The sequence below is a fragment of the Bartonella sp. AP258QHHD genome, from assembly GCF_042196145.1.
GTDB lineage: Bacteria > Pseudomonadota > Alphaproteobacteria > Rhizobiales > Rhizobiaceae > Bartonella.
In genome coordinates this window covers 304-24,156 of record NZ_JBHIPR010000083.1, presented here as the reverse complement: position 1 = coordinate 24,156, position 23,853 = coordinate 304, and the positions used below count along the sequence as shown (strand labels likewise).

Annotated in this window: 30 protein-coding genes, 1 tRNA gene and 3 pseudogenes; 8 read left to right on the top strand and 26 right to left on the bottom strand. The window is 42.8% G+C overall.

Going from position 1 to position 23,853, the window contains the following annotated elements:
• Window positions 1–383 precede the first annotated feature (383 nt).
• From ACFIMM_RS09435 to ACFIMM_RS09410, 6 genes and pseudogenes are all read right to left on the bottom strand, one after another.
• The gene (locus ACFIMM_RS09435; RefSeq protein WP_375682675.1) at window positions 384–752 is read right to left on the bottom strand and encodes a helix-turn-helix domain-containing protein; all 369 of its coding nucleotides are present in this window, start codon (window positions 750–752) and stop codon (window positions 384–386) included.
• Window positions 753–1,032: 280 nt separating this feature from the next.
• Window positions 1,033–1,425, bottom strand: coding sequence for a helix-turn-helix domain-containing protein (locus ACFIMM_RS09430; RefSeq protein ID WP_375682676.1), 393 nt, complete (start codon window positions 1,423–1,425; stop codon window positions 1,033–1,035).
• A 392-nt stretch (window positions 1,426–1,817) separates the two neighbouring features.
• A pseudogene (locus ACFIMM_RS09425) lies at window positions 1,818–2,149 on the bottom strand (UDP-N-acetylglucosamine 1-carboxyvinyltransferase); the annotation flags it as partial.
• 354 nt (window positions 2,150–2,503) lie between these two features.
• Window positions 2,504–2,831, bottom strand: a pseudogene (locus tag ACFIMM_RS09420) (UDP-N-acetylglucosamine 1-carboxyvinyltransferase); the annotation flags it as partial.
• A gap of 91 nt (window positions 2,832–2,922) precedes the next feature.
• Window positions 2,923–4,218 carry a UDP-N-acetylglucosamine 1-carboxyvinyltransferase gene (murA, locus tag ACFIMM_RS09415; protein ID WP_375682677.1) on the bottom strand — a complete coding sequence of 432 codons (1,296 nt, stop codon included), beginning with the start codon at window positions 4,216–4,218 and terminating at the stop codon, window positions 2,923–2,925.
• 176 nt (window positions 4,219–4,394) lie between these two features.
• Window positions 4,395–4,547, bottom strand: a complete 153-nt coding sequence (locus ACFIMM_RS09410) for a hypothetical protein (protein WP_375607050.1) — start codon at window positions 4,545–4,547, stop codon at window positions 4,395–4,397.
• A gap of 172 nt (window positions 4,548–4,719) precedes the next feature.
• Between ACFIMM_RS09410 and ACFIMM_RS09405 the strand changes: the two genes are divergently transcribed.
• Window positions 4,720–4,794 (top strand) — tRNA-Thr (locus ACFIMM_RS09405).
• Between the two features lie 185 nt (window positions 4,795–4,979).
• On the opposite strand, the gene ACFIMM_RS09400 is transcribed toward ACFIMM_RS09405, so the two are convergent.
• The gene (locus tag ACFIMM_RS09400) at window positions 4,980–5,168 is read right to left on the bottom strand and encodes a hypothetical protein (RefSeq protein ID WP_375682678.1); all 189 of its coding nucleotides are present in this window, start codon (window positions 5,166–5,168) and stop codon (window positions 4,980–4,982) included.
• 763 nt (window positions 5,169–5,931) lie between these two features.
• The gene (locus tag ACFIMM_RS09395; protein WP_375646966.1) at window positions 5,932–6,120 is read right to left on the bottom strand and encodes a hypothetical protein; all 189 of its coding nucleotides are present in this window, start codon (window positions 6,118–6,120) and stop codon (window positions 5,932–5,934) included.
• 479 nt (window positions 6,121–6,599) lie between these two features.
• Between ACFIMM_RS09395 and ACFIMM_RS09390 the strand changes: the two genes are divergently transcribed.
• The 3 genes and pseudogenes from ACFIMM_RS09390 to ACFIMM_RS09380 form a co-directional block, all read left to right on the top strand.
• Window positions 6,600–6,905 (top strand): hypothetical protein, encoded by a 306-nt coding sequence (locus tag ACFIMM_RS09390; RefSeq protein ID WP_375682679.1) that lies wholly within the window; start codon window positions 6,600–6,602, stop codon window positions 6,903–6,905.
• A gap of 31 nt (window positions 6,906–6,936) precedes the next feature.
• Window positions 6,937–7,113 carry a hypothetical protein gene (locus ACFIMM_RS09385; protein ID WP_375682680.1) on the top strand — a complete coding sequence of 59 codons (177 nt, stop codon included), beginning with the start codon at window positions 6,937–6,939 and terminating at the stop codon, window positions 7,111–7,113.
• 228 nt (window positions 7,114–7,341) lie between these two features.
• A pseudogene (locus ACFIMM_RS09380) lies at window positions 7,342–7,581 on the top strand (DnaJ domain-containing protein); the annotation flags it as partial.
• Window positions 7,582–8,240: 659 nt separating this feature from the next.
• Here ACFIMM_RS09380 and ACFIMM_RS09375 read toward each other — a convergent pair.
• The 4 genes from ACFIMM_RS09375 to ACFIMM_RS09360 form a co-directional block, all read right to left on the bottom strand.
• Window positions 8,241–8,435, bottom strand: a complete 195-nt coding sequence (locus ACFIMM_RS09375; protein WP_375682681.1) for a hypothetical protein — start codon at window positions 8,433–8,435, stop codon at window positions 8,241–8,243.
• Between the two features lie 146 nt (window positions 8,436–8,581).
• Complete coding sequence (locus ACFIMM_RS09370) at window positions 8,582–8,830, bottom strand: hypothetical protein (RefSeq protein WP_375682682.1); 249 nt, start codon at window positions 8,828–8,830, stop codon at window positions 8,582–8,584.
• Window positions 8,831–9,036: 206 nt separating this feature from the next.
• On the bottom strand, window positions 9,037–9,801 hold the full coding sequence (locus ACFIMM_RS09365; RefSeq protein ID WP_375646990.1) for a lambda exonuclease family protein: 765 nt from the start codon (window positions 9,799–9,801) through the stop codon (window positions 9,037–9,039).
• A gap of 464 nt (window positions 9,802–10,265) precedes the next feature.
• The gene (locus ACFIMM_RS09360; RefSeq protein WP_375611645.1) at window positions 10,266–10,535 is read right to left on the bottom strand and encodes a hypothetical protein; all 270 of its coding nucleotides are present in this window, start codon (window positions 10,533–10,535) and stop codon (window positions 10,266–10,268) included.
• A 449-nt stretch (window positions 10,536–10,984) separates the two neighbouring features.
• On the opposite strand from ACFIMM_RS09360, the gene ACFIMM_RS09355 reads away from it, so the two are divergent.
• Window positions 10,985–11,194 (top strand): hypothetical protein, encoded by a 210-nt coding sequence (locus ACFIMM_RS09355; protein ID WP_375682726.1) that lies wholly within the window; start codon window positions 10,985–10,987, stop codon window positions 11,192–11,194.
• Here ACFIMM_RS09355 and ACFIMM_RS09350 read toward each other — a convergent pair.
• The 3 genes from ACFIMM_RS09350 to ACFIMM_RS09340 all read right to left on the bottom strand — a co-directional run bounded on the left by ACFIMM_RS09350 (window position 11,136) and on the right by ACFIMM_RS09340 (window position 12,346).
• The gene (locus ACFIMM_RS09350) at window positions 11,136–11,324 is read right to left on the bottom strand and encodes a hypothetical protein (RefSeq protein ID WP_273790850.1); all 189 of its coding nucleotides are present in this window, start codon (window positions 11,322–11,324) and stop codon (window positions 11,136–11,138) included. The genes ACFIMM_RS09355 and ACFIMM_RS09350 overlap by 59 nt on opposite strands.
• A 2-nt stretch (window positions 11,325–11,326) precedes the next feature.
• Window positions 11,327–11,716: a hypothetical protein gene (locus tag ACFIMM_RS09345; RefSeq protein WP_375611644.1), complete on the bottom strand. Its 390-nt coding sequence runs from the start codon at window positions 11,714–11,716 to the stop codon at window positions 11,327–11,329.
• 312 nt (window positions 11,717–12,028) lie between these two features.
• Window positions 12,029–12,346, bottom strand: a complete 318-nt coding sequence (locus ACFIMM_RS09340) for an XRE family transcriptional regulator (protein ID WP_273790852.1) — start codon at window positions 12,344–12,346, stop codon at window positions 12,029–12,031.
• 416 nt (window positions 12,347–12,762) lie between these two features.
• Here ACFIMM_RS09340 and ACFIMM_RS09335 point away from each other — a divergent pair, with 416 nt between their 5' ends.
• Entirely contained in the window at window positions 12,763–13,833 is a 1,071-nt protein-coding gene (locus tag ACFIMM_RS09335; protein WP_375682683.1) for a YdaU family protein, read from the top strand.
• Window positions 13,834–14,086: 253 nt separating this feature from the next.
• Here the strand turns inward: ACFIMM_RS09335 and ACFIMM_RS09330 are convergent, their stop codons facing one another.
• From ACFIMM_RS09330 to ACFIMM_RS09310, 5 genes are read right to left on the bottom strand one after another with little or no spacing between them, the layout of a single operon-like run.
• Window positions 14,087–14,308 carry a hypothetical protein gene (locus ACFIMM_RS09330; protein ID WP_375682684.1) on the bottom strand — a complete coding sequence of 74 codons (222 nt, stop codon included), beginning with the start codon at window positions 14,306–14,308 and terminating at the stop codon, window positions 14,087–14,089.
• Window positions 14,299–14,523 (bottom strand): hypothetical protein, encoded by a 225-nt coding sequence (locus ACFIMM_RS09325; protein WP_375692707.1) that lies wholly within the window; start codon window positions 14,521–14,523, stop codon window positions 14,299–14,301. Before ACFIMM_RS09325 ends, ACFIMM_RS09330 begins: the two co-directional genes overlap by 10 nt.
• Complete coding sequence (locus ACFIMM_RS09320; RefSeq protein WP_375692707.1) at window positions 14,514–14,738, bottom strand: hypothetical protein; 225 nt, start codon at window positions 14,736–14,738, stop codon at window positions 14,514–14,516. The genes ACFIMM_RS09325 and ACFIMM_RS09320 overlap by 10 nt, the downstream gene beginning before the upstream one ends.
• Window positions 14,729–14,953 (bottom strand): hypothetical protein, encoded by a 225-nt coding sequence (locus tag ACFIMM_RS09315; protein ID WP_375692707.1) that lies wholly within the window; start codon window positions 14,951–14,953, stop codon window positions 14,729–14,731. Before ACFIMM_RS09315 ends, ACFIMM_RS09320 begins: the two co-directional genes overlap by 10 nt.
• Entirely contained in the window at window positions 14,944–15,144 is a 201-nt protein-coding gene (locus ACFIMM_RS09310; protein ID WP_375692706.1) for a hypothetical protein, read from the bottom strand. Before ACFIMM_RS09310 ends, ACFIMM_RS09315 begins: the two co-directional genes overlap by 10 nt.
• Window positions 15,145–15,437: 293 nt before the next feature.
• On the opposite strand from ACFIMM_RS09310, the gene ACFIMM_RS09305 reads away from it, so the two are divergent.
• Window positions 15,438–17,930 carry a toprim domain-containing protein gene (locus ACFIMM_RS09305; protein WP_404977375.1) on the top strand — a complete coding sequence of 831 codons (2,493 nt, stop codon included), beginning with the start codon at window positions 15,438–15,440 and terminating at the stop codon, window positions 17,928–17,930.
• On the opposite strand, the gene ACFIMM_RS09300 is transcribed toward ACFIMM_RS09305, so the two are convergent.
• The 6 genes from ACFIMM_RS09300 to ACFIMM_RS09275 form a co-directional block, all read right to left on the bottom strand.
• Window positions 17,921–18,481, bottom strand: a complete 561-nt coding sequence (locus tag ACFIMM_RS09300; protein ID WP_375682685.1) for a hypothetical protein — start codon at window positions 18,479–18,481, stop codon at window positions 17,921–17,923. The genes ACFIMM_RS09305 and ACFIMM_RS09300 overlap by 10 nt on opposite strands.
• A 59-nt stretch (window positions 18,482–18,540) precedes the next feature.
• The gene (locus tag ACFIMM_RS09295; protein WP_375682686.1) at window positions 18,541–19,224 is read right to left on the bottom strand and encodes a hypothetical protein; all 684 of its coding nucleotides are present in this window, start codon (window positions 19,222–19,224) and stop codon (window positions 18,541–18,543) included.
• A gap of 319 nt (window positions 19,225–19,543) precedes the next feature.
• A complete protein-coding gene (locus ACFIMM_RS09290) occupies window positions 19,544–19,867 on the bottom strand; it encodes a hypothetical protein (RefSeq protein WP_375668419.1) in 324 nt (107 codons plus the stop codon).
• A 56-nt stretch (window positions 19,868–19,923) separates the two neighbouring features.
• Window positions 19,924–20,556, bottom strand: a complete 633-nt coding sequence (locus ACFIMM_RS09285; RefSeq protein ID WP_375682687.1) for a hypothetical protein — start codon at window positions 20,554–20,556, stop codon at window positions 19,924–19,926.
• Window positions 20,557–20,571: 15 nt separating this feature from the next.
• Entirely contained in the window at window positions 20,572–20,976 is a 405-nt protein-coding gene (locus ACFIMM_RS09280; protein ID WP_375651153.1) for a hypothetical protein, read from the bottom strand.
• Entirely contained in the window at window positions 20,936–21,130 is a 195-nt protein-coding gene (locus tag ACFIMM_RS09275) for a hypothetical protein (protein WP_375651155.1), read from the bottom strand. The genes ACFIMM_RS09280 and ACFIMM_RS09275 overlap by 41 nt, the downstream gene beginning before the upstream one ends.
• Before the next feature lie 87 nt (window positions 21,131–21,217).
• Between ACFIMM_RS09275 and ACFIMM_RS09270 the strand changes: the two genes are divergently transcribed.
• The gene (locus ACFIMM_RS09270) at window positions 21,218–21,787 is read left to right on the top strand and encodes a hypothetical protein (protein ID WP_375682688.1); all 570 of its coding nucleotides are present in this window, start codon (window positions 21,218–21,220) and stop codon (window positions 21,785–21,787) included.
• Window positions 21,788–23,853 lie beyond the last annotated feature (2,066 nt).

Genomic DNA, 23,853 nt, shown 5'->3' with positions numbered 1-23,853 from the left:
CTAAACTAATTTTTTCAAGAATTTTTCCAAAGTTTCTTTGATGCTTCACGCGCTATTTAAATTTCTTACTTAACTCTTTTACGACACTGTATATGCTTCTTAACAGAAAAAAAACCAATAACAATACGCATTAGTGTTCACTGAAAAAAAAGCGCGGTTTATCATGTTGTGCCGTAAAACATTGTTGTTTAGAGCCGTGATATAAGGCATGTAAAACTTTCCATATTAAGTGTTTTTAGAGTGTGTAATAAATGGGCATGGCTTGCCCCGTAACGCCCTTTTTAAAGTGAACCACATGAATGGGTCAGGAGTAGGTCACCCCCCCCCGCCAACAGAAGCCGGACTGTTTACAGAGCAGCCTTTAAGTCAGGAATATGCATCCTTTAGAGCGTAGAGCGGGAGGAAATCAAACACAAAATTGCTTTCTGTTTTTGAGGTTTGAGCTCTCTAAAACTTTTCAAAAGGATGTGCTCTTCTTTACTTGCGATCCCTTCATCACAGCAATACAAGGCATTTTCTTTTGTCGAGAGATCGGAGTAGAAAAAAGAAATGGGAACATTGAGAATATCAGCAATTTCTTGTAAACGCCCAGCTCCTATACGATTAGAGCCTTTTTCATATTTTTGGATTTGTTGAAAAGTCACCCCTAACTGACTGCCTAATTTCTTTTGCGACATTCCCAGCATTGTTCTTTTAAAGCGAATTTTTCTGCCTATCGAAATGTCGTTAAAGTGTGGATTTTTAGCTTTCACTTCAAGCTCCCCTGCCGGTTGCGAGCGCCTCTTATGCGTATTCCGGGAGTCAAAAACACTGAGTTCAGTCAGCTTTTTTTGCTTTTAGTGCTAGAGCGCACCTGGACATAGCAAAAACTCCCGGAATCTCGCGATACTTATAAAGCAGGCTAATGTTTCATCTTGGATTTTCAGGCTTTGGGTTTCACCATTCAACCACACTGTACGACGAGAACCCTAGTGCTTGTTCATAAAATAATTTCTGGAGACCAGCAATAAAATTTAAAACAGTGTTTTTATCTCATGAGACAATCAAACACAAAATTGCTTTCTGCTTTTTAGGTTTGAGCTCTCTAAAACTTTTCAAAAGGATATGCTCTTCTTTACTTCCGATCTTTTCATCGCAGCAATACAAAGCATTTTCTTTTGTTGAGAGACCAGCGTAAAAAAAGGCAATGGGAACATTGAGAATATCAGCAATTTCTTGTAAACGCCCCGCCCCTATACGATTAGAGCCTTTTTCATATTTTTGGATTTGTTGAAAAGTCACACCTAACTGGCTGCCTAATTTCTTTTGCGACATTCCCAGCATTGTTCTTTTAAAGCGAATTTTTCTGCCTATCGAAATGTCGTTAAAGTGTGGATTTTTAGCTTTCACTTCAAGCTCCCCTGCCGGTTGCGAGCGCCCTCGCATTGGTATTCCGGGAGTCTGAAAGTACTGAGTTCAGTCAGCTTTTTTTGCTTTTAGTGCTCATCGCACCTGGACATGGCAAAAACTCCCGGAATCCCGGGATACCCACAAGAGTAGGCTAATTTTATGTACTGAACTTTAGGGCTTTCAGACCCTACTGATCGGTTGCGTAGACGACCAAAGTTACCCTTTAAGGTATAAAGTAATTTCATGAAATTAGCAATAAAATTTAAAAACAGTCTTTATGTGTATTTTTATCAGAGGCAGATAACCTCTCAAACGCTTATACCCACTCTTCAAACCATAAGATAAGCCCCGCGTTTATTGAGAGGATTAATAACCATTGATTCTTGAGATCAAGTTCCTTAAAGGGAGTCCGAATACCTTTGAAAGCTTTACACTGTGATGCGTTGAATTTTTGCACCACAACGGACTAATTTTTCCTCTAACCTCTCAAATCCACGATAAAGGATGATAGCGATTGTTTCTCCCTTTGTCCCGCCCATGCAACAAGATAAGAGAACTGCAATCACAAGAGAAACAACAAGCACGCAAATCCGTCGCCATGACAGGAGCCCCCCTTGCAAATTCTCTGTTCCATGAGATAGTTGCCCTCTCGCCCATCAAGCTTTATTTGCGCCCTCAAGCGATTGAGTTCTTGAACATGCATAAAACGATTTTCGAAAACCGTCTCTGTAATATGCGCGATTCCTTCAGCCCGTGTCATGCACCCCGCGTCATGAGCGCCATGAACGAAACTTAGACAATAATCACGAGCCTCCTCAAGAGTGAGAGAAGCAAAACTTTACACGAAAGAAAAACCATTCCGAAAAGAAAACAGCAGCCACAAAAGCCATACCCTTGAAAGATGGAGATTTGAAAGAACTATTGAGAAAATCATCAAGAATGTACGGCTCCAAAATTCCACAAGCAAGAGAGTAAACCATTAAAAATGCACCAGCCAAGCCCAGCGCCCCAAGCCCAGCCCCTCCCAACAAGCAAACATTGTGTTAAAACGCCCCCAAGCAATCGCCCCCCCCCTCAACCACAGCGCAAAGCATTCAGCATATCTTTGAAAGCTTTACACTGTGATGCGTTGGATTTTTGCGCCACAACGAGCTAATTTTTCTTCCAATCTCTCAAATCCACGATCAAGATGATAAACACGATTGACGATTGTTTCTCCCTTTGCTACCAATGTAACAAGAGTAAGAGGGCTGCAATCACAAGAGAAACAACAAGCACGCAAATCCGTCGCCATGATGAGGCCCCCCTTGCAAATTCTCTGTTCCATGAGATGCGTTGCTCTCTCGCCCATCAAGCTTTATTTGCGCCCTCAAGCGATTGAGTTCTTGAACATGCATAAAACGATTTTCGAAAACCGTCTCTGTAATATGCGCGCTTCCCTCAACCCCGTGTCATGAAAGCATGCCGCCCACACAACAGCCACCCCCCAAGCAACCTCTCAAAGCCATTCTTTGGAGCATATCTTTGAAAGCTTTACACTGTGATACGTTGGATTTTTGCGCCACAACGAGCCAATTTTTCTTCTAATCTCTCAAATCCACGATCAAGATGATAAACACGATTGACGATTGTTTCTCCCTTTGCTGCCAATGCTGCAATCACAAGAGAAACAGAAGCACGCAAATCCGTCGCCATGACAGGAGCCCCTTGCAAATTCTCTGTTCCATAGACAGTTGCCGTCTGCCCATCAAGCTTTATCTGTGCTCCTAAGCGATTGAGTTCTTGAACATGCATAAAACGATTTTCGAAAACCGTCTCTGTAATATGCGCGATTCCTTCAGCCCGTGTCATGAGCGCCATGAATTGCGCTTGGAGATCAGTTGGAAAAGCAGGATAAGGTCCTGTTTTAATATCAACGGGCATAATTTTGGTGTTCTTTGGATTTCGCTTAACATGAATTCCATGAGGTTCTATTTGAATCTCGAGTCCTGTTTTTTGGAGAACTTTAAGCACTTTTGTGAGATGATTAGGATTTGCATTTTTAAGAAAGACATCTCCTCCCGTCATAGCAACAGCCATTGCATATGTTCCCGCTTCGATTCGATCAGCAATAACGCGTACTCTAGCACCGTTGAGTTTTTTAACCCCTTCAATTGTAAGCGTTGTTGTTCCTTCACCGGTTATTTGAGCCCCCATAGCATTCAGGGTTCGAATAAGGTTTGTCACTTCTGGCTCACAAGCCGCATTCTCAAGAGTGGTTGTTCCCTTTGCCATTGTCGCCGCCATCAGCAGCACATGGGTTCCACCAACAGTGACTTTAGGGAAACGATAGTGAGCACCTTTTAACCCCTTTAGCGCTTTTGCATGAACATATCCATTTTCGATAGTAATCTGTGCGCCTAAAGTTTTAAGTCCCTCAAGGATAAAATCGACAGGTCTTGTTCCAATAGCGCATCCTCCAGGAAGCGAAACATAAGCCTCTGCGCATCGTGCAAGCAGAGGTCCGATAACCCAAAAGCTTGCACGCATTTTTTTCACCAGTTCGTATGGTGCCCGTGTTGTGGCTATTTTTTGCGCCGTAAAATGAATTGTTCTTGAATTCACACATTCATCGTTAAACTCTTGTCCATCAACGGCATATCCAACACCATGATTATTGAGAATACGAATAAGCAATTCAACATCGGCCAGATGCGGAATATTTTCTAAAGTGAGCGTTTCTTCTGTAAGCAGCGCCGCAATCATAAGAGGCAATGCAGCATTTTTTGCCCCAGAAATAGGAATTGTTCCTTGAAGTTTTTCTCCCCCAACAATTTGAATAGAATCCATCGTGTTTTCCCTCTTTTCCTTTGTGCCTGCCCTTCCAAAGGATTGTCCCCCTTCGAGAAGTTATGCTTTATTAATCGTTTTAGAACGCATTCTAACTATGAGAACAAATTATTGAGAAGTTTGGTTGCAAAAATTTACTAAAAAACATTTTTTTGCATTTTAGAGCTTTTTGCATTTTAGAGCTCTGGTTGTGCTCTTTTTCGGCTTTGCTCTTTTCGACGTTTCAGGTTTTGACGCAATTGTTGTGCCAATCTTTCTTGACGTCGTTTTGCTTTTTCATCTTGATGATTAATTTCATTTTGTTTTTGTTTTTGATGCATTTGTGTCATTGCGCAACCTTTTAAACAGTGTTGAGCTTCTATCCAAGCAACTCATTTAGATATTTAAGCATATAAGAAACATATGTCATGACATAAGATACGTTTTCTTGCAAGAATATACAAATGTTCTCTTGCCTATTTTCTGACAATATGGCACAAGACAGCGCAAAGATTGAAAAGGGCTGCGGTAGCTCAGTGGTAGAGCACTCCCTTGGTAAGGGAGAGGTCGAGAGTTCAATCCTCTCTCGCAGCACCATTTTATTCTTCTTTTGCCTCTCTCTTTTTGCCCTTATAAGTCTTCCCTATAAGCCTAAATCTTTTCCCCCAACCTTCATCGGCTTCATCAAATCCTCCATCCTTTAAACCATGCGTTTCAATAGCCTCAAAATCAGTAGCTTCAAAATCAATAGCCTCAATGCCACACTTAATCTCTAAAATGCCTTACGAACGGCTTTTGAAATTGACCGCCCCCCAAAGAATATCCCCCCACCCCTTGCCTCCCTCCCCTTTCCTTGCCTCCCCTTTCCTTGCCTCCCCCCTCTTTCCTTTCTGTAAGATTTGCCCCCTATCCTTCTCTTTACCAAGCCTCACTGTTGCAACAGCTCTTAGCACTTGAGACGGTATAGGCATTTTTATTTTTTCAATATTTTATTTCTTGAATATTTTTCCCCACAAGCTCACCCTGTTTGTAATATGCAAACAAACGATTTTACTTGATTCAATATAAGAGCGTCTGAATAAGAAGGGTTGAAATAAGAACATCTCACACTATTTCGGGCTCTCATTGAAATTCAAATTAAATCTCAATAATGAATTATTATAAACTCATTGTTTGAACATATCCCATTGATACCTTTATCCGACCCAAAACGAATAATCTTATCTTTCTAGCCTCTCTATCCACCTCAAGCAACACAAGTATTCCCTGTAAAAATTAGAATAAGCTTCATCGATCCTATTCGTCATTTACAACAAATCTAACAGAGCCATTTCCAGAACCTCCTCTCAACGCCTTTCCCATTCTCCCCACCCCTTACCAAAAGCAAAAACCAAACAGTGATAAAATCCCCCTCAATAAAGCTTTCAAGAAGCCACCCCACGCTCGCATATGCCAAACATCCCATATGCCAAACATCCCATATGACAGGCATCCCCATATACTAGACATCCCATATGGCAGAAAATTGAGAGCCCGCCTTTTCAAAGAAGATCCCTCATTACCAATTTTATACACTATGGTTTTCCACGTGCTCTAAGCCTCCCTCTTTCAACACGCATCTTTTTTATACGAATACTTTGATTGATACGGATAGCGTTATTCGTCTTGCATAAGAGCCCCAAGAGCGAAAAGCTCTCTCCCTCTGTTCTATTGAAATCAATCACCCCTCTTCGCTTACACTTCACAAGCAGAAAGATCCGTATGGCGTAAAACTTTCCAAGAAAAGCATATCTCTTCGTAAGAAGCCTCCCAGTAAACGAGATTATGAATCGTCTCAAGAGCTACAGCCCATGCCGCAATTTTGGCAACGGCCCCCCAATAGTACCAACTTACTTTTTCATAAAGTAAAAATAGGGTGCGCAATGTTTATAATCTCTGGGGGGGTATAATCTACGGGGCTTGACCGTTATACCCCTCACGATATTATTCACAGGCGCCAGTATGAAATTTATGAACGCCGGCATAAAATGGCTGTGAAATGAGCTTAGAGCGAGATATCTTTATTAAAACAAGTGCGTGAATGTACAACAACAAGTATATTTCATTTGGAGTATTTTGGATATTGCCTACTCTCCCCACCCTAGGACAACCATTTTGGCTACAGATCCCCTTATATATTCTGCATATTTTCTGCTGTCATACCTCCTCCAATAAGCTAAAACCCCACATATGCGGGGTTTTAGCCAGTACCACACCTTTATTTAGACACATTATGATCATTATAACCATTTTTATTAAATACGTTTTTACGTATATTTTCAACACAAAAATAACACATATTGATTTATTCAACAGAAATGACTTATAAAAGCTCATCAGAAACAAACGACAATAAATACCTTATGTTTAAACACTTTATTTTCTTCGCTATCGTAATAAGCGCTGTTTTATTTACGCATCATACAACGAGTGGATGTACAACAGATGGTCTTTTTGTTGGAAGTACTTCTCCGATCAATTGTATTTCAAAAGAATATATAAGACAGAAAATAAAAAAGAAGCTATTAGAAAAAGAACGCGAAAGAGAATGGTTAGAGCTTGAACAATTTTCTGTTAGCGCTTGTCCAGGTGAAAAATTTCCTGTTTATTATGGCTTTTCTATTATCGATTGTGTTTTGAGAGGAAGAACTAAAACAAAATCGTCTTAATCAAAATCATTTTAATAATGAAATTAATATAATGAACTTATTCCTGCAATGGTTTATCGTAGCATTCGTAATAACAACGATAATGTCTGTTCCCATAAGTTTACTTTGGCGTTTTAGATTTAAGGTTCCTGCCTGTTTATTTACAATAATGACAACCTTGGCTATTATTGCCGTCCCTTTTACATTTGATTTATCGTCTCTCTTTTAATCTATTTTTGTAAAAAATATTTCTAAAATATTAAAAACACCCTGCATTTTTAAGCGTTTTGAACTGTATCTCCTCTCATTTAGAGACAATAGCCCCAAGTACAGCCATGCCACTCAATACAATGTTCACCATATTTCTAACATAAAAATAACACATGTCGATACATTCAAAAGAGATCAATTAAACGATCTTATAAAATAAGAGCAATACACAAAGTGGCTGTATTTAATGATAGTAAATGAAGACGATTATTATGGAATTCTTGGTGTAAGCTACGCATGCAACGATAAACAGATAAAATCTGCTTTTCGTAAATTAGCTCTGCAATACCACCCTGATCATAATTCTAGTACCGAAGCAGAACAAAAATTCAGAAAAATTTGTGAAGCCTATGAAGTTCTTAAAGATCCTCAAAAGAGAGCTGCTTACAATCAGTTCTATCATAAAACTTTTAAAGATAATGACAAGGCTTCTGAAATTAGTAGAAAGCAAGAGAACAGACGACAAGATAATACCGAGCATGTAATTGGTAGTATCATGAATGTAATTTTCATTATTTGTGGAATAATACCTATATTTCGTTTTTTACGTGGAATATACCACTAGGAATAATAAGTATAGGGTTATTAATTTTCATCAGTATAAAAGGATATTTGGTAAATATTGGTACATTTATCTTCGGGATCATACTAATATCATTTATCAAAGTTATATGGAGAAGTATCTATTGATCAGTGCTTTTGAAGAGCTTTAAGATCAGTCCCACAGTGAATTCACAAGGTGTGGTAATTTTTGATTTTCTATAACAAGGTAGTGTAGAAAAACATAGAGATTATAATGTCTCTATCCGTTCTTTTCTTATTCTCCCGTTTCCTCCACCCCTCTATTTTTTTCCACAACCTGCCCCCAATCTTTTCCCCAACAAGCCCACTTGACTCCACACAGACTTTTTCTCATGCCCCTAACATCCTTTTCCATATCGGCTAAAAAAAATCCCCCAAGCCCCCGCAAAGCTCTCTCCCCCCCAAGAACGAAAGCATAACGTACACCATTGTCACAGCAATGAAAAAAGCAATTGGCCCATCATTGCCACTCCCCCACAGTACTCACCACAAAAGCACCCAAAATCACACCACCATATCTCTAAACAACTTGGCCTTACTCCCCATTCTCGTTTTCCCCTCCAGCATACCGCGCCGCCTTGCATGCGCTCCAAGCACCCTTTCTTCCCACATTTTCCCACCATGCCTTTCACATTCATGACCAAGCTCTTTGCGCTCCCTGCACTCTTTGCGCTCTTTGCTTGCACCCTCCTCAAACACAAAAACCAGCTCTTTTCCTCCTTGAACGTGCCTTTTTATAGGTTGGAACCTGTCTGCACTGCTGCTTCCCTTCCCCCTAAACCTCATTTTTGTTCTCTAGCATGCTTTCGTGTCACTCCAAGTCACAGGATAACGACCTGCCCCCTTCATCCCCACCATTTCCTCCTCATCCCGCTCCAACATTTCTCTTCCCAAAGCCGCGTATCTCCCCCTTTTCCATATCGGCTAAGAAAATCCCCCAAGCCCCCGCAAAGCTCTCTCCCCCCAAGAACGAAAGCATAACGTACACCATTGTCACCACAATGAAAAAGCAACTCAGCCCTTTCATTGCGGCTCCCCCCCCCCACACTCACCACAAAAGCACCCAAAATCACAGCCTCCATACCTCTGAACACTTAGCCTTACTCCCGATTCTCGTTTTCCCCTCCAGCATACCGCGCCGCCTTGCATGCGCTCCAAGCACCCTTTCTTCCCACATTTTCCCACCATGCTTTCACATTCATGACCAAGCTCTTTGTGCTCCCTGCACTCTTTGCGCCCCCTTATTTAGCACCCTCTTCCAACATATGCTTTGCTCTTTTCCCCCTCTGCTCTTTCCTTTTTATAGAACTTTGCCTCTCCTCAACGCTACACAAGATCCCTTTCTTGCCCGCCTCATTCTTGTTTTGCCCTCCAGCATACGTCTTGCATGCGCTCCAAACTCCCCGCTTTCTCCCTCCTTCAAAGCAATTTCTGTTCTTATATGAAAACCTGTCTCAACCGATTTAATTTGCTGTACCATCTTCTCCAAAGCCTCATTAAAACGGCTAATTTCATTTTCAAGCTTGCAAATATATGCTTCATCACGATAAGCCCGTTTAATCAAAGGAGGCATATCCGGCCAATAGAGCATTAAATCCACCCATTCGCGTTGAGAAATCCATAATCCCCCTTGACATTGTGCTTTATGTTCTGCTGGAAAGCTCTTTTGCATGAAATGAGGGATCAAAATTTCAGGTTTTTTTGTTTTAATTTCTAATAAGCCATTTTTTCCCACAAAAGCATCGGGGGAAAATCCTTGTCTGCGGTCATCTGCCAAAACAAAGCCAATACATTCAGGTTCTGTATGTGTAAGTTCCCCATAAAGCTGTCGTGCGATTGGTTCTAATTCTGTCCCACGTCGCATAGAAAGTGTTGCCCCTTCATCAACAGTTTTTCCTGTAATTCTTTCTCCCGCCAATTTCATCATCACACTCTGATAGCGTGACGTTTTTTGCCCTTGTTTTGTTCGTGCCATAACCATCTCAAACAACGAAGCCGTAATCAAACCATTACGCGCTTGCTGCCATTCTTCTGTTCCTTGAATACAATCGATAATGATTGGCATAGTATTTCTCCCCTTCTTTAAGGTGCTTTTTTGCAACATATTCTCTTTGAAACATTCATATCTTTTAAGATGCATTCCCCACTAAGAATGACAGCATCCTTAAATATTGTGCTGCTGAAATCACAAAAGCTTTTGGAAACGCCCCCTCAACATCCCCCTCCCCACAAGTTTCTCATCCCCTCCTTTTCCATATCGGTTAAGCCCCCAAGCGGCGCCCTCCCTAGACGAAAGCATAACGCGTGATATTTTCTCCCCGATAAAAAAACCTCTCGCCCATCATTGCCCCCTAAGGCTCAATACAAAAACGGTCAGAACCGCGCTCCCATAGCGCCTTCCTCTTCTTCCCTCTCAAACACCTTCCCTCATTTCCCAACATGCTTTCACATTCATATCCAAGCTCTTTGCACTCCCTGCGCTCAAAGCCCTCTGCTTTCTCCCCTCCTCCAACACTCTACTCCTTCCCCCTACACGGAACTTTTTTTAAAGATTGACATCTCCTCAACGCTTGTACGGCTGCCCCTTTTCCACACCTCATATCTCCCCTCCAGCATATGCCTTACATACGCTTCAAGCTCTCCTCTCCCCCCACTCGTTCTCCCTCTTAACCAGCCAACCACCAACATTTTCCCCAACAAGCTTCCCCCCAACATCCCTCCTCCCCACAAGTTTCTCATCCCCTCCTTTTCCATATCAGCTAAGCCCCCCCAAGTCGTCTCCCCCAAGAACGAAAGCATAACGCACACCATTGTCACCACAATGAAAAAGCACTTGGGCCCATCATTGCGCTCTCCCAGCACTCAACACAAAAGCACCCCAAAGCCCCCCCCCACGTGTCCCAATATGTCTAAACAAGCTTTAACGACCTCCCCCGTCAAACACCTCCTTCCATTTTCCAGCATGCTTTAGGTATCATTCCAAGCTCCCTACTTGCGTGCCGCAAAAACACAAAAACCGGCTCTTTTCCCCCTTGAACTTGCCTTTTTATAGGTTGGAACCTGTCTGTACTGCTGCTTCTCTTCCCCCTAAGCCTTCATTTTTGTTCTCCAGCATGCTTTCATATCACTCCAACCCCACTGGATAACCCGCTGCTGCTTCATTGCCTTACCCCCCCCAATGAACCAGCCGGCAACTGCCCCCTACACACAAGCGTCCGCAATTCCCCATATATAGGGCTCTTTTCTTCATGCCCTCCTTTCCATATCGGCTAAGAAAATCCCCGCAAAGCTCTCCCCCAAGTCGTCCCCCCCCCCAAGAACGAAAGCATAATGTGCACCATTGTCACCGCAATGAAAAAGCACTTGGGCCCATCATTGCGGCTTCTTTTTTCAACCCTGCTACTGCACGACGGAAAAATCATGGCGGCAATATTCTTCCTCCAATTTTTTTGCCATAGACTGAGCCACCTCTTGCGATATAAAAAGTATAGCGTTGTGTTTTTGTGGTTCGAGTCTGATTAAATTCCGCATATTTCCAGCATAATAAAGTGGAATCCCTTGATACGAAGTCTTGAGATAACTTGGCATGTTTACCACCAATAATCTGTCAAGACATCACATGGGCGTAAACGATGCTGTTTTTCATAAGAGCCATAGAGATTATCTTCATAATCGCAAGCCGCTCTTTCATTTAAACAAGCATGATAAGCTTCACTATTCAAAATGAAGGGCTGCAATTGTGTATTTTCTTCATTTATTTCATGATTTTCGACATAAAAATCAGCGATTTGTTCCGTAATATCTTCAGCATGAGAAGTTGTCAGATCGAGTCGTAAAACTCTATAAACAGTTTCACATTCTTCAATCAGTTCGAGCACTTCTTCGATTTCGTCGATTGGTCCTTCATAAGTACAAGGATTTTCCTCTTCGCATAAAACGACAATGATTTCATCCTCTTTAACGAATGAAATATTTTTCATGATTTCCCCCTTTAGATAGTTGATAAAGCATAGCCTTGTCTTGACAAGACTAAATATAGCGTTAGTCTTATATCCTCTATAGGAGAGATGTCAACCATTTTATCCTTCATAAAAGATATATTTTAAATATCTACGGGGTTCAAATGACATATGTAAAGAAAAATCTATTATTCTTTGTTCCTCTCATGCCCCTTTGTTGTTCTCTATTTGTTCTTACAAAATTGCAATTATAAACACACAGGAGAGATAAAATGAGTGACATAATATTAATAAAACACTGGAGTCGCCTTGACTCAAAAGCACAGAAGGAAGTTATTTTGAAGCTTCGTCAATTGGTCGCCGCAAAAGAGTCAAAATCGCCTGTCTCTCTTGCGGAGAGAGTTTCGAAATAAGCTCTATAAATTCTTTATCTTCAGGGCTAGCCCCTTTCCCGTAAAGAATATAATTCATACTGATATTAATTTCGTGACAAATTCGCGAGAGAGATTCGATTGTTGGTTCTTTTCCTTCAGAAAGAATAGAATGAAGGTACCCCGCGCCTTTACCGGCAGCGAGGGAGATAGATCTTTTTGACCGCCCACTTTTTTCCAAAGCGATTCTTAATCTTTGACGCCAACCATCGATATTCATAATTTCACCATATAGCGCGTCTTTTTAAAAAAACACGTCCTTTTTATAAAACGGGCTTGCATTATCCTCTAAAAAGGATAAAATTAAGGAAACAAATTTTACTTTTTCGGGGGAAATTTTTTTTATTTTTAGATCATAAAAACACTTTAACCACCCTACCGGATATAAAAGACCACCTCCAAAGCTTCTGCCCAAAAGCAAGTACGTTGAGAATGTGTGGTATTCTTTATTTTTTCCATCACCGCAATCTTAAATCGTAAGTTTGCATGCTCTTCAAGCACAGCCAATCATTTATAAGCATCGTAAAGAAGCCTCTAGTCATCATCGAACAGAGCCAAAAGCAACACAAGTTAAATCCTTATTTGAGCTTTTATCATCAATAAAAATGTATAAAAAAGAAGAAAGTAGATTGCAGTATGAAACACGCTAATCAACAAGAAACTCCTCATTATGAATCGTCTAGGCTTCCATATGTTTGTTGGTATCAAAATGACTTTCTAGGAGGTGTACGTGGGATGCGCGCACACGAAATTGGAATCTATACGATTCTTCTCAATGAAATGTATGCCCGTGGCCGACCTTTAGAAATATCGAAAGAACGTTTAGCGCGTCTTTGTGGTTGTGACAAGCGAACTTTTGTTAATGTTTTAGAGATGCTCATCCAAGAGGGTAAGATTTTAAATTTAGCCAATGGATTATGGAACAAGCGTTGCGAAAATGTTTTTCAAGAGCGTGAAAAATTGCTTGAACAAAAATCCTTTGCGGGTCGTTCTTCGGCAAAAAAACGCAAGAAAATCAATGCAGAGATGCAACAACTGCTTAACGAAAGTCCAAAAGATGTTGCACAAAACTCAAAAGCTCAAAAGGCAGAAGAAAAGGAAACACCTTACGGTGTTTTAGAAAAGAAAATTTTGTTTGATGAGACAGAACCTTGTTTTTCCTGCGAAGAGAACTTTGAACAAAGCGATCATCCATCCCCCTCACCGGCTCTTGATTCACCTCTCCCTTTGCCTGCCCAAGCAGAAGCGGAGCAAAAAAACGCCTCCCCTTTAAAAGCTCCCCAAGACGAGTTCACTCCCGCCCCTATCGCGCAAATTGTCACGGGGGAAAAAACAAAATCCGCCACCACTCTTCCCCCCAGCAATCTTCCTGCCTCCATCCCGCTTTGCACCAACAAAAAAACCACAACCTCAGTTACCAAAGGACACCGCCTTCCTGAGCATTGGCAAGCAGACATCAAGGCGGCAGTTTCAGAAGGCTTGAGTGAAAGCCAAGCTCTTTGGCAAGCCAAGAAGTTTCGCGACTATTGGCAAGCCAAGAGCGGCAAAGAAGCACTCAAAGTAGACTGGCAAGCCACATGGCGCAACTGGTTTCGCCGTGAGATCGAACGGCAAGAACAGCAAAAACAGGGAGGCTCCTCATCTTTTACCTCTGAGAACAATGACACGCTTTACCGCAGTTTGATCAACTATAACGACAATTTTTGAATCACACAAACAACGTATTTTTCAAGCAAGCGCGGGGACAAAAATGCTTCAAAACCACAACAGCATCGGACAAAACAAAAGGCGGCAAAACAACATTTGGATAGGCGATTCACACAGCAAAACGCGTCAACATCGACCATTTTGCTCTCATCACAAAAGCGTTTTCCCCACGCAAAAGACCCCCACAGGCACCCCAACATACACACCCCAACATGCACCCCAATACACCAGGACTCCAGCATGCACCACCCCCTCAGGCATATCCACCCCGCCCTTCTTTCACCCCCTTCCTCCTTTCCACCTTCCTCCTTTTCCCAAGGCGCCACTTCCCATGCTCTTGGCAAGCAGACATCAACAGAGCAGCTTCAAAAACCTTCAATGAAAAGCAAACTCTTTGGTAACAAAACACCCCTCCACACAGGCACCCCACCCCCCCAAAACAGGACTCCAGCATGCACCACCCTCTCACAGACATATCCACCCCACCCTTCTTTCACCCCCTTCCTCCTTTCCGCTTTCCTCCTTTTTCTCAAGGCGCCACTTCCCATGCTCTTGGCAAGCAGACATCAACAGAGCAGCTTCAAAAACCTTCAATGAAAAGCAAACTCTTTGGTAACAAAACACCCCTCCACACAGGCACCCCACCCCCCCAAAACAGGACTCCAGCATGCACCACCCTCTCACAGACATATCCACCCCACCCTTCTTTCACCCCCTTCCTCCTTTCCGCTTTCCTCCTTTTTCTCAAGGCGCCACTTCCCATGCTCTTGGCAAGCAGACATCAACAGAGCAGCTTCAAAAACCTTCAATGAAAAGCAAACTCTTTGGTAACAAAACACCCCTCCACACAGGCACCCCACCCCCCCAAAACAGGACTCCAGCATGCACCACCCTCTCACAGACATATCCACCCCACCCTTCTTTCACCCCCTTCCTCCTTTCCGCTTTCCTCCTTTTTCTCAAGGCGCCACTTCCCATGCTCTTGGCAAGCAGACATCAACAGAGCAGCTTCAAAAACCTTCAATGAAAAGCAAACTCTTTGGTAACAAAACACCCCTCCACACAGGCACCCCACCCCCCCAAAACAGGACTCCAGCATGCACCACCCTCTCACAGACATATCCACCCCACCCTTCTTTCACCCCCTTCCTCCTTTCCGCTTTCCTCCTTTTTCTCAAGGCGCCACTTCCCATGCTCTTGGCAAGCAGACATCAACAGAGCAGCTTCAAAAACCTTCAATGAAAAGCAAACTCTTTGGCACTCCCCCTCCCACACAGGCACCCCAACACATGCCCCAACAAGGTATCCCAAAACAGGACTCCAACATGCACCACACCCTCACAGATATATCCACCCACCTTCTTGCATCATCCACCCTACCTGCTTCCAACGCGCCCCTCTCAAAGGGCTCCACCTTCCTAAACCCTTGGCAAACAGATACCAACACAGCCATTTCAAAAACTTTCAGGATAGAGCAAGTCCCGCGCAAAAAAGGACCGTATAGCATAAGACCTTTCACCATGTGATCGAACAACGAGAACAGCAAAAACAGAATCCTCACCTCCCACATCTTGAGAAAAACGACAATAATATCACGAATGACCATGAGCACAATTTTTGAAATCAAACAAAAACTTATCTCACAAGCAGATAGAATAGCAGAAATGCTTCTTCCCCAAGGGCACAAACGAGGCAACAATTGGATTGTAGGCAACACACGTGGTGAAGCTGGTCAAAGTTTATCGATTTGCTTAAGTGGTAGTAAAGCAGGACTTTGGTATGATTTTGCAGAAAGCACAGGAGGAGATCTTTTAGACCTTTGGTGTGAAGTCAAAGGCATTAGCCTCTCTCAAGCCTTAGAAGAAGCACGCGCGGCTCTCAATCTGACACGCCCCAAACCCTTTATGGCACCCCATCGTTCCTATCGCCGTCCACCGGTCCCTACAGGGCGCCCCCCGCAAAATCTTGTAAAAACCTATCTCCACAAAGAACGCCACATTCCTTTAGAGATTATAAAGCGTTACCGCATAGGAGAAGATGGCGAAAAAATCATTTTTCCCTTTTATAAACCCGATGGCACCCTTGCTTTAGTTAAAGAACGGCTTGCGCAAGCGGGAGCAAAAACCAAACCAACAGCCTCCCAATGTGAACCGATTTTATTTGGTTGGCAAGCCCTTTACCCCACAAACCACGCCTCCACGCACACATCCCAGCAGGTACCCTCAACCAACCCCACCTCCACACAGGCACCCCAAAACACCGCCACAATCAACCCCGCCTCCACAAAGGCATCCCTGCACACATCCCAACAGGTAACCCAACACGCACCTCAGCAGGTACCCCAAAACACCGCCCAGCAGGTACCCTCAACTAACCACCCCTCCACGCAGGCGCCCACGCACACATCCCAACAGGCAACCCAGCACACACCTCAGCAAGTATTCCAACACACACCTCAGCAGGCATCCCAACACACACCTCAGCAGGTACCCTCAACCAACCACGCCTCCACACAAGCGCCCCAAAACACTGCCTCAACTAACCTCACCTCCACGCAGGCACCCCAACACACACCTCAGCAGGTACCCTCAACCAACCCCACCTCCACACAGGCATTCCAAAACACCGCCTCAACTAACCTCACCTCCACGCAGGCATCCCCGCACACATCCCAGCAGGTAACCCAACACACACCTCAGCAGGTACCCTCAATCAACCCCACCTCAACCAACCCCGCCTCTACACAGGCATCCCAAAACACCGCCTCAACCAACCCCGCCTCCACAAAGGCGCCCCAAAACACCGCCTCAACCAACCCCACCTCCACACACACACACCAACAGGCACCCACACACCCCCCCCAACAGGCGCCATTTCCCATTCTTTCTTCAACAAACCGTACCATTGTTATCACTGAAGGAGAAATTGATGCGCTATCCTTAGCCGCCTATGGATATCCGGCGGTTTCTGTTCCCTTTGGAGGAGGCAGTGGAGGAAAACACAACTGGATTGAAAATGAATTTGATCATTTAGAATCTTTTGAAACGATTTTTTTAGCCACCGATATGGACAAGCCCGGAGAAGAAGCAGCCCGTGAGATTGCCAGCAGGCTTGGACGCCACCGTTGCTACCGTGTCCGTTTACCCCTTAAAGATGCCAATGACTGTTTAACCGCAGGGATCGATAAAGCCACCATAAAAGCCGCCTTTTCCTCAGCACAAAGCTTTGCACCAGAAGGTTTACGGCGCGCCTCAGACTATAAAGATCAAGTGATTGGGCTTTTTTGGCCAGAGCCTGAAAAACATCTTGGTTATACGGTTCCCTATCCTAAACTGAAGGACAAATTGCATTTCCGCCCAGCAGAATTAACGCTCTGGAGCGGTGCGAGTGGTGCAGGTAAAAGCCAATTATTATCAGATTGTATTCCCCATTGGATTGCACAAAAGAGTCGCCTTTGCTTAGCGTCTCTAGAAATGAAAGGAGAACAATCGCTTCGCCGTTTAACCAAACAAACGGGCGGCTTAGAACAGCCTACAAAAGAAACGATTGAACGGATTCTTCATTTTTTAGACGATGGGCTTATTCTTTATGAGCATGTTGGCAAATCAAGCGTTGACACCTTGCTTGATGTCTTTGACTATTGTCGTGCGCGCTATGGCTGCGATCAATTTATCATCGACAGTTTGATGCGGCTTGGCATTGCCTCTGATGATTATGCAAGACAAGAACAAGCCGTTTATAAAATGGTTGATTGGGCTGTTTTAAACAATGTACATATTCACCTTGTAGCCCATGCCCGAAAAGGCGGTCTGGATAAAGATATCCCCAGCACAGAAGACATTAAAGGCGCCTCAGAAATTGGTGCCAATGCCTTTAACATCATCACCATTTGGCGCAATCGACCGTTGGAAGATAAAATCTTTGCCGCCTCTCTCGCACAAGAAAAAGCAGATTTAGCCAAACGCCCAGGTGTCATTATGAATATTGCCAAACAACGTTCTGGTGATTTTGAAGGCAAAATAGGGCTTTGGTTTGATCCCCAAACTTATCGCTATCGCTGTTCTTTTGAACAATCATTCCCTCGACGTTATCTGTAATGCCCCATAAACCCCACTCTCTTTAAAAACGCCTCCACTTTCAAACGCGCACGTCTTGCTCCCACAGAAACAACAGGAAGGATCAATCCACAAATGATGAAAAACACCCAATCCTTCGCGAACCAAAGCCTGCTCAACCCTAGATTCTCTGCTCCCAGACGGAAACAAAAAAAGGTCGCTCCAACAACGGCGCAAAACACCCCCCCCTTCAATAACCACAAACAACGCGTCACCACCCCATCTCGCCGCCCCCTCATATGCAAAATCAAGAACCACTCCAACAGTGCAGCAAACACGATCCCCATCAAGGACAGGAGTCCCCATGGTATGTCCATATTCTCCATCCCCACAAGAGCTAAAAAAAGGACGACTCCTAAAATGCCGTAAAACAGCACTTCCTTCAAAAAGAGGGAAACACCAAAAATACAATAAAACGCCGCTCGCCACCACGGAATATCGAAGCGCTTGGAAACCTTATAAGTACCAATAACGACAACAATAAAAAGGTAGGAAAACACCAACAACAGCAAAAAAAACAAATCGTTCGACATCACATACCCCTCACAGCAAGCCCATTAAAGATCACACCCATAAGACAAAAAAACACACCCTACTTTAAGAACCAAGCCCCTAAAACACGCGCACACCTTGCTCCCTCACAAACAAAAGGAAGGGTAAATCCAAAAATGAATAAAAACACCCTCTCATCCGAGAACCAAAGCCAGCTCAACCCTAGATTCTCTGCTCCCAGACGGGTAAAAAAAAGAATTGGTGCCAAAATGCAGCAAAACAGCACAAAATTCAAAGCACGCAACGACCTCTGTAGCACCGTATCACCTTGCTCGCGTATAAAGAACCCCAAGAGCACTTTCAACAATAAAGACAAGAGCAAAACCTTTAAGAATACCGCCCTTATGCTATCCATATCCCTGACGCCCACAGCAGCGAACCACAGGATAAAGCCCATCATGCAACAAAACATGACCGCCTTTAAGAACACTTGCCCCGCCACAGGCATACTCTTGACGCCCAGATGCACCAAACCAAGGACAGTTGCAAAAATGCAAGAAAACACCGCCCCCTTCAAGAGCAGCTCCCCGTCAACAGCGCGCCTGCCCACGCCCACATAAACAAAACCAAGGTAGGTGGCAAGGGCGCCATAAAGCACCACCCATCTCCAAAACATCCACTCTGTAACAGAGCGACGCTTTGCTCCCTTATAAATAAAAATCAAGGCCAGAGCAAAAAAGCAGAAAAACCAAGGCAACAGCCAAAACATCACATCGTTCGACATCAAATACCCCTCACAGAAAGAACATCAAAGACCACGCCCGTGGGAAAGAAAAATGCTCATTTTTTTAAGCCCCCCAACAGTACACGCACACACCGTACCCCTTCCAAAACAAACAAAGGAACGAATCCAACACTGCTCACAAACACCCCATTGTTAAAGATCAAAAACCAGTGCCCCCATATGCTTGGCTCCGTTATACGCCAATCCAACAACGCAGGAAAACACCGCTAACTTCAAAAACATGTCCCGCGCAACCACCATACGCCCCGCTCCTTTATTAAGCAAAAATCAGAGACCATGCCAAAAATGCAGCAAAAGATCAATCCTTTGCAAAGAATGAAAGCCTAAACCCAAGACGCTTTGCCCCTAGACAAATAAGCCCAAGGATAAGACCAAAGATAACGCCAAAAAGAATGTAAAAAACCCACTTGTTTGAAAACCACACCTGAGCCAAACCAAAATGCTCAGCTTTCGCATAAACAAACTTAGAGGTCACGCCAACAAAGAATGCAAGCACCCCACCCTTAAAAAAGTCCTTCCTTGTAAACCCGAAAAACCTTATTCCCACATAAATAGAAACAAAGGCGAGAGCCAAAGGGCAGAAAAACCCCAACCACTGCAAAAACATCACATCGTTCGACATCAAATACCCCTCACAGAAAGAACATCAAAGATCACGCCCATGGGAAAGAAAAATGCTCATTTTTTTAAGCCCCCCAACAGTACACGCACACACCGTACCCCCTCCAAAACAAACAAAGGAACGAATCCAATAGTGCTCACAAACACCCCATTGTTCAAGAACCAATGCGTGCTCCAGCCCATATGCTTTACTCCCACATGCGCCAACCCAACGACAGTGCCAATAATACAAGAAAACACCACCCACTTGAAGCACCACACCCCACGCGATATCCATTTACCTCGAACCCTCATAAGCAAAACCAAGGACAGGTCCAGCAATGCAACAAACACCGCTCCTATCACTAAAAATTCCCATGATATATCAAAACGCTTCACTCCCTTATAAGCAAAGCCAAGAACCACTACAGCAATGGCGCAAAACACCACAGCCTTGAAAAACACGCCCCACGATACAGTTCTACTATTTGCTCCCACAACAATAAAACAAAGGACAGCGCCAGCAATGCAAGAAAGCTCCATCCCCTGCCAAAACACCTCCCACGTAATAGCCGGTCGCCCCGCATCTTCATAAGCAAAACCAAGAACCAAGCCAATAACGCAGAAAAACGCCAGCCCCTTCAAAAACATGTCCCGCGCAACCACCATACGCCCCGCTCCTTCATCAATAAAAATCAGAGACCATGCCAAAAATGCAGCAAAAGATCAATCCTTTTCAAAGAATGAAAGCCTAAACCCAAGACGCCTTGCCCCTCTATAAATAAGAGCAAGGACAAAGCCCAAAAGGACATAAAACACCCACTTGTTTGAAAACCACACCTGAGCCAAACCAAAATGCTCAGCTTGCTTATAAACAAAATCAGAGACAGCAGCCAAAATGAAGCTCAACAACACCATCTTGAGGAACAAACCCTTCGTTACACCACGCCGCTGCATTACTTCATAACCCAACATAAGGAAAATACTGGGAATGCCATAAAACGCCACAGCTCGTAAAAATACGCCCCACGTCATCCCCAACGCCTTCATTTCCACATAAACAGCCACAGAGACATAAGCTACAATACAGCTAAACACCAATCCCTTCAAAGACAAAAGCCCGCGCGCCATCACTCACCTCCCTCATCAAGTCATTCAAGGAAAATCCACCATGCGACAAAACACCCCTCTTTTCAAGAGCCAAATCCATGGGGCTCCCACACACAAGCGCAACAGTCCAAGTCACCCCCAAGAGCGCATACCCCCACGGCACACTCCAACACATGTCTTCCTCTCACCCCCCTCTTTTGCCTAGATCAAGCAACATTTTTTAAAAAACGAGAAGCAAAATTAAAATTTTTAAGGAGATGCTATGACCCATAAGCAGAAAAAAAATACGCAAACCTGCCCGCTTGATCATCAAAATCAAGAAAAGCACATTGGTCATTTAAAGACGCAAGAAATCCCTGTAGAAACGCGTAATCCTTATTTTAAACCCAATCATCGAGAAAGTTCCAGCAACCCGCGCACTATCAATGCCATTGCCAATGCACAAAGCCATCCCATTGCCCTTTTATATGCGAAAGGACATCTCAGCAAAGCCCAATATAAAGCGGCAGAACGTTTTTATTTTTACTGGCGTCAAAGCCAAGCCGATCTCCACATGAGCCTTGACTACACCCGTGAAAAGGTTTCCTGTAGCCAAGGGTACACACAGCCCATTGAACGTCAAATAGAAGCCTCCAATCAATTAAAAACCATTAAAGTTCAACTGGGTATTCTTGGCTATTCACTGCTTGAACGCGTTATCGGCTATGGACAAGCGATCAAAGAATTAAGTTCTTCAAAACGCAAACAAAACTCCCTTGCCGATCATTTACGAGATTGTTTAGACTTGCTCGCATTTCATTGGGGATATGCAAACCATAAACATTTTGAATAATCTCCCTCGCCATTTTAAGCGGCCTCCCATCCTTCCCGCTCCCTATTTCCATCACCTTGCCCCACACCCAAAAGGACAATACTTCACCCCCCTCACACATACTTAAGATACACCCCACACTCTTAAAAACAAAAAGCCTTCCCCCATATCAGTCCTATAATCATGAGGGGCTCTTAATTCGTTTTTGATTGAAGAATATTCTCAAGATGCTTGCATGTATCATAATATTTTTAAATATAGTTTAATTAATATCGAGTCTTAAAACAAATATTCAATTGAAAAAAGTATTAAGTTTTAATGCAAAATGACAAAATTTTTTGTAAAAAGTATTTTTTATATTGCTATTTTTTCAATTCTCTGCTAACTATAATATGGTAGGTTCTTTAAGTATGATTTTTTTGTATTTAGTACGGCCTTTTAAATTTATTCTTTTTTGACACGTCCTGCGAGTCAATGTTAAAATTCTCCTGCTTTTTGGTCCTCTGATTGCGACGGAGGACTTTTTTTTATGACTGTACTTTTTATAACTGTATTGTCTTAAATCACTTCCTTATGAGCTTTGTGATAATTCCTCCATAAGGTTTACCCGCAAAATAGATCATTCTTTTGTCAAATTGACTTGCGTTCCATTCTTAAAGAACACAGATTCTTAACTCAATCTGATTTACAAACAGCTTGGATACACTTCCCTCTTGGTTTGCCATTCCCTCTTGGCTTCTATTCAGGTTTTTCCGCTAAACTCAAGGCGCAACAGAATCTTGCTCTGTCTTAAAGATTCACCACGCCCTTAAAAAAACACTTAAAACATATCCAAGGAAGCTTGCTTCATATCACCAAACCTCAAATGACCGTGTTTTACGGCATAACAGAATGACTTAACTATTGGATAACTTTCTTTATCGCCCCCCAACAGGTTGATGTATCACGACAACATATTGATTTATAATCATCATATCCCGTTATCCATATAAAATTAAGAGACGCAGATATCATAGGGATTCTCTCATTTTAAATTTATTTCATGTTGCATCAATCAACACCTTGTCTTTTCCACATTACAAACATAAGAGACATATGAAATAAAGCACTTCAAAGATTTCAAAGATAAAGAATCAAAATGCCTCTTATGAACACGCTCAAGAGCCAAAGGCTGTCATCATATGAGGCGCGAATAGTATGATAATGTGCTGGCTTTTCCTTATGAGAATTTAAAGAAAGGCTTATCCACTTCACAAGAGATTTCTCCATTATCAGATTTACCAATATCCCCAATCACCAATATAATTGTGATAATAAGATCACATAATGTTTTTAAACAAGTAGGTAAATGTGCAACACAAATATATTCTATTTAGAATATTCTGTTTTATGTGAGTCGCGTAAACTCCCATTAAAAAACAAAATCCCCCATTAAAAAACAAAATCCCCCATTAAAAACAAAATCCCTATGAGAAAAAATCTAAAGCGTGAGAATAAAAACATGAGACAAGTGTGATTCCATTCAGATATTGCTCTTTAACCGTCAAACCGAATAAAAATAGATCCGGAAAGTATGTTAATCTTCCTACCTTAAGAGATAAACTGAGAATATAGACAACATCTCTCCTAACATTCCCCTTTTTCTAGCATCGCTTAAGAATCAAAAGTTATACAACTTATTTTGTCATATTATAAAGCACTGTTTTTTAAGGCGGTATTGAAGCAGTTAAAACAATTGAAGTGTTTAGCCAACGCCATCGCCCTTAGCAAAGCTAAAAAAACAAACTGTTGAAAAGCCGTGCATATCTTGTGTAAACACAGAAAAAACAAGAAAAAGGCACAAAAATATCTCAATTTTTATAAAAATACATCAGCGTCTTTTACGATTGTATTGACGAACAACCCTTATCACATAATCATCTTAAATATTGAGAATAAAGAATGAATAGCCCTCGCAAATACAGCAACCTATCAATAAAAATATAAAAACAAATCTTTTTGTTATCTCTGTTTCTTATGGAATATGCCTTTCCCTATGGATGCACTTTAGCCTCCAAAGAGTGCATTCAATCCATGGAAAGGATGCA